General features: G+C 72.5%; 2 protein-coding genes, 1 tRNA gene and 1 pseudogene. 1 reads left to right on the top strand and 3 read right to left on the bottom strand.

Translation table 11 applies throughout. The features are described from left to right. Positions 1-299: 299 nt before the first annotated feature. Positions 300-376, top strand: a tRNA-Pro gene (locus V7793_RS34420). A gap of 170 nt (positions 377-546) precedes the next feature. Here the strand turns inward: V7793_RS34420 and V7793_RS34425 are convergent. The 3 genes and pseudogenes from V7793_RS34425 to V7793_RS34435 all read right to left on the bottom strand — a co-directional run. Next, positions 547-2,049 (bottom strand): SulP family inorganic anion transporter, encoded by a 1,503-nt coding sequence (locus tag V7793_RS34425; protein WP_443058056.1) that lies wholly within the window; start codon positions 2,047-2,049, stop codon positions 547-549. A gap of 325 nt (positions 2,050-2,374) precedes the next feature. Then, positions 2,375-3,472, bottom strand: coding sequence for a PP2C family protein-serine/threonine phosphatase (locus tag V7793_RS34430; protein WP_336013634.1), 1,098 nt, complete (start codon positions 3,470-3,472; stop codon positions 2,375-2,377). Positions 3,473-3,736: 264 nt separating this feature from the next. Continuing rightward, a pseudogene (locus V7793_RS34435) lies at positions 3,737-3,889 on the bottom strand (FAD-dependent monooxygenase); the annotation flags it as partial. Between the last annotated feature and the right edge of the window lie 158 nt (positions 3,890-4,047).

Genomic DNA, 4,047 nt, shown 5'->3' on the forward strand with positions numbered 1-4,047 from the left:
GCGGAGCGGGAGGGGAGGGGCGAACGGGGGGCCGGAACGTCCGAGGTGGCCAACTGTCCTCCTGGGCAAGGGGAGTTGCAGCGCAGCGCGAGCGGCGTCGGGAGCCCGATGCTCCCACGGGGGACGGGAGGGTGGTCAACACCGCACGGCGCGGGAGGGGGCGGCGGCGCCCGCCAAGCCGTACAAAAGGGGTATTTCATGTCGATCGCCCCATGGGAGCCGTGCGCGATCACCCCGTGAAGTGCGGTATTGTTCTCGTGCGCGGTCGGCAAGGGCGAGAGCCCGGGCCGGACAAGCACCGGGACGTGGCGCAGTTTGGTAGCGCACTTGACTGGGGGTCAAGGGGTCGTGGGTTCAAATCCCGCCGTCCCGACCAGCGATTTTCGCAGGTCAGAGGCCGTTTCCTCGTAATGAGGAAGCGGCCTTTTCCGTTTCTGCGGCGTTGTCGTGAGGCGGTCGCCGCAAGGCCGCGGCGCCGCCGGGACGGCTGCTCCATGGCCCGGTTCGACGGGCCATGGAGGGGTTCGCCCGGGGGCGCTTCGTCGTTCAGGGGGCGGTGAGTTCGCCCGTGAGTTTGTCGTGCAGGGCGGCGCTGGGGCGGTTGAGGCCCGTGAGTTCGACTGTTTTGCCGTGCTGGGCGTACTTGTTCTCGATCGCGTCCAGGGCGGCGACGGACGAGGCGTCCCAGATGTGGGCGGCGGAGAGGTCGATGACGACCCTGTCCGGGTCGCCCCCGTAGTCGAACCGTCCGACGAGGTCGTGGGACGAGGCGAAGAACAGCGCGCCGGTGACCCGGTAGACCACGGACGTGCCGTCGGGGCCGGTGGCGGCGGTGACGTCGGCGAGGCGGGCGACGCGCTTGGCGAAGACGACGATGGCCGTGATCGAGCCGGTCACGACGCCGATCGCCAGGTTGTGCGTCACCACGACGCAGGCGACGGTGACGGCCATGACGGTGAGCTCCCCGGCCGGCATCCGCTTCAGCGTCCCCGGGGCGACGGAGTGCCAGTCGAACGCCGCGATCGACACCATGATCATGACGGCCACCAGGGCGGCCATGGGGATCTCGGAGACGACCGGCCCCAGGGCCAGGCACAGCACCAGCAGGAAGGCGCCGGCCAGGAACGTCGACAGGCGGGTGCGGGCGCCGGAGACCTTCACGTTCATCATCGTCTGGCCCACCACGGCGCAGCCGCCCATGCCGCCGAAGAAGCCGGTGACGATGTTGGCGATGCCCTGGCCGACGGACTCGCGGGTCTTGGAGGAGGGCGTGCCGGTGATGTCGTCGACGAGCTTGGCCGTCATCAGCGACTCCATCAGGCCGACCAGCGCCGTGGCGAAGGCGTACGGGGCGACGGTGGTGAGCGTGTCGAGGGTGAACGGCACGTCCGGCAGGCCCGGCACGGGCAGGGAGGACGGCAGGTCGCCCTTGTCGCCGACGGTCGGCACGGCGATGCCCGCGGCCACGGTGATCAAGGTGAGGGCGGCGACGGAGACCAGCGGGGCCGGTACGGCCGTGGTGATCCTCGGGAGGAGCACGAGCAGCGCCAGGCCGCCGGCGATCAGCGGGTAGACGGCCCAGGGCACGTTCCGCATCTCGGGCACCTGGGCCATGAAGACCAGGATCGCGAGCGCGTTGACGAAGCCGACCATCACCGACCGCGGCACGAACCGCATCAGCTTCGCCACCCCGAGCGCGCCGAGGGCCACCTGGAAGACGCCGGCGAGGATGACGCCGGCCAGCAGGTAGCCCAGGCCGTGCTCACGGTTGAGCGGGGCGATGACCAGGGCCACGGCGCCGGTCGCCGCGGAGACCATCGCCCGGCGGCCGCCGACGAAGGCGATGGTCACCGCCATGGTGAACGAGGTGAACAGCCCGATCGCCGGATCGACCCCGGTGATGACCGAGAAGGAGATCGCCTCGGGTATCAGCGCGAGTGCGACGACCAGACCGGCCAGCACCTCGGTGCGCCACACCTTCGGATCGCCCAGCCAGTCGGGACGCAGGGCGCGCAGCCGCGCGGCGGGGGACAGTGCGGAAGAGGACAAGGAGGCAGGTACCTGTCGTGCTCGGGCACACCCCCGGTGCGTCGTCCGCCGCATCGGCGGCCCGGGGTGTGCGGGATGGCGTGGGGGACGCGGCCGGGGCGGCACCCACGGGCGGCCCGTGGGAGCCGGGCCGGAAGGCGCCGGGCGGATCCCCGGTGACTCCGGCAGCCGCTCGGGCCTTCTGCCGGGCACCCGGGCTCCGTCCTCACGAAGACGGCGCGCGGGAGGTCCCACCCGCGCCGATTTTACCGGCCTGATGGCCCGGCCGTGATCGGCGCCCGTGCCGGCCGGGTCCCGGCGCGGTACCGGCGGGCTTCGGCGTCGGTCACGGCCGGCCGGTGCGCAGGCACACGGCCAGGGCCGCGATGTCGTCGTCGAGGCCTCCGTTGCTGAAGCGGAGGAGGTCGCGGTGGAGGCCGTCCAGGAGTTCGCGGGGCCGGGCCGGGGGCCGGCGGCTCATCCAGTCCGCCAGCGGGAAGAAACTGCCGTTGCGGTCGCGGGCCTCGGTGACGCCGTCGGTGTAGAGGAGCAGCTGGTCGTCCGGGGTGAAGTCGAAGGTGTCGATGCTGTAGCAATCGCCGATCAGGTCCGCGAGGTTGAGGAGCGGTGACGGCGAGGAGGGGTTCAGGACGCGCAGGCCCTCACGGCTCAGGAGCAGCGGCGGGGGATGCCCGCAGTTGAGGATCCTGATGCGGTCCTCCCCGTACGGGATCTCGACGAGGACGGCGGTGGTGAAGCGCTCCATCAGGTCGTCGGGGGGAAACGAGGCGTTGTAGCGGGTGCTGCTGGCCTCCAGGCGGCGTGCGACGCCGCCCAGGTCGGGTTCGTCGTGGGCGGCCTCCCGGAAGGAGTTGACCACCGCCGCGGCCGTCCCCACCGCGGCCAGGCCCTTGCCCCGCACGTCGCCGATGAGCAGCCGGACCCCGTACTGCGTGGTGACCGCCTCGTAGAAGTCGCCGCCGATGCGGGCCTCCGCGGCGGCGGCGAGGTAGAGCGCCTCGATCTCGACGGCGCCGAAGCGGCGCGGCATCGGGCTCAGGACCACCTTCTGTGCCGCGTCGGCGACGAGCCGGACCTGGAAGAGGGCCTGCTCCCGCTGGAGGCGGACGTGGCTGCCGTAGGCGGCGGCCACGGTGACCGCGACGATGCCCGCCACCGTGTACCACGCCCCCAGGCCGGGGAACACGAGGCTGAGGCCGATCATGAGCAGGAAGCAGACCGTTCCCAGCAGCACCGTGGGCAGGACGGGCCACATGGCGGCCGCGAGGGCCGGGGCCGCGGGCAGGATGCGGCTGAAGGCCATGTCCGGGGGCGTGGAGTACGCCAGGCCGGCGATGACCACGGTCAGGATCACCGGGGACAGCAGGACGAGGGGCCCCGGGCCGTGGGGACTACGGAGTCGCAGCTGTCCAGGCTTGACCATGATGCATAGCATATCCAGGCAATACGGATATATGGGTCCTTTGGGGACGGATTTGCGCCCACCCGGAGTATCCGCTCCGCCTGCTTCATGCCGGTGCGGACGGGGCCCTGCGGTAGCCGGACAGGGCCGCTGCGGTGCCGGTGAGGGGGAAGCGGGCGCCGAGGTGGCCGTCCGGGCGGACGAGGAAGCCGGTGGGGCCGTCGGGGCGGCCTCCATGACGGTACGGGCCAGGCCCATCCGGTCCCAGATCTCCAGGGTGCGCGGCTGGATGCCGACCGCCTTGGCGAACGGGAGGCGGGCCGGCAGCCGGTCGACGAGCCGGCAGCCCGCTCCGCGGCTGCGGGGCCCGGCGGCCGCGCTCAGCCCGACGGGGCCGGCGCCCGCGATCAGTACGTCGGTCGTTCGCGTGTGCGCCACGGGGCCACGGGTACCTCTCCGGGCCGGGCCTGCGGACCCGTCCCGTACTTCCCATGGTCGCCCGGCCGCCTACGGGCGGCTGGTCGGCCGCGGGGTCGGCGCCCCGCCCGCCCGGGGAACGGATCCGCCCGGGGAACGGATCCGCCCGGGGAACGGCT

Source organism: Streptomyces sp. KLMMK, from assembly GCF_036961605.1.
GTDB lineage: Bacteria > Actinomycetota > Actinomycetes > Streptomycetales > Streptomycetaceae > Streptomyces > Streptomyces telluris.

Coding starts and splice junctions, on each gene's coding strand:
- V7793_RS34430 (WP_336013634.1), bottom strand. CDS start 3,472: ATGGTCAAGCCTGGACAGCTGCGACTCCGTAGTCCCCACGGCCCGGGG.